Origin of the sequence: Gilliamella sp. B2923, from assembly GCF_026536565.1 — a bacterium.
Classification (GTDB): Bacteria; Pseudomonadota; Gammaproteobacteria; order Enterobacterales; family Orbaceae; genus Gilliamella.
The window spans coordinates 1-733 of record NZ_JAFNNZ010000053.1 but is presented as its reverse complement, the minus strand read 5'-3'; the positions used below and the strand labels follow the sequence as shown (position 1 = coordinate 733).

Genomic DNA, 733 nt, shown 5'->3' with positions numbered 1-733 from the left:
AGAACCTTGAGTTAGAATGCAACCATTGCGAGTATGGAAGACACCTTATTTTTCAATCCATTATCTCTATCAGCTCTGATCAAATTGTGGATAAATTAGCAGCCACTTACGAATATGGAAATGATCTGGGTAGAAGCTATCGATTTTTCTATTATGATAATGGGAAAATAATTATTAGGGATTTTGGTAGTGATGAGACAGACAGTGCTGCTAACGAAAAAAGAACATACCAACTGACACCACAAGGCAAATTCATCCGCTATTATGATACTAATGGTTCTTTTCAAAATACAGATCTTAATGATACAGAGGAAGGTTTAGTTCAAAACCATACTCGCGAGGGGGTATGGATAGAGATAACAGGCAGTAAATATGCGCCTCTAGGTATCGGTTATATTTATCTCGAATCGGAATACAAAAATGGCCTGCCTGTTGGTATTTGGAAATGTTATCAATTAGAACAACAATATAATGAACTGTATGAACCCATCTTATCCACCCGCAAAAAAGGCAAACTTTTGTACACAGAAACCTATAAAGATGGTGAGCTTGTGAATCGGGTGTTTATAGATGATGAAGTGGCTAAAATTAAAAAGGGGTAATATAGTATGAAAACGATAGTTATACCCTTTATCATCATCTTCTTGATGATAGGTTGTAATCAAATGGCGAATAGCCAACCGATTAATAAAAATAAAAAAGACGATCTTATTACCCAAATTATGCAAGCTCC

Annotated in this window: 1 protein-coding gene; it reads left to right on the top strand. The window is 35.5% G+C overall.

Annotated features, from left to right (window positions below; genetic code table 11):
* Window positions 1-602: hypothetical protein (locus tag J3U42_RS12305; RefSeq protein ID WP_267336617.1), on the top strand; the 602-nt coding region annotated here is incomplete at its 5' end.
* Window positions 603-733: the final 131 nt, after the last annotated feature.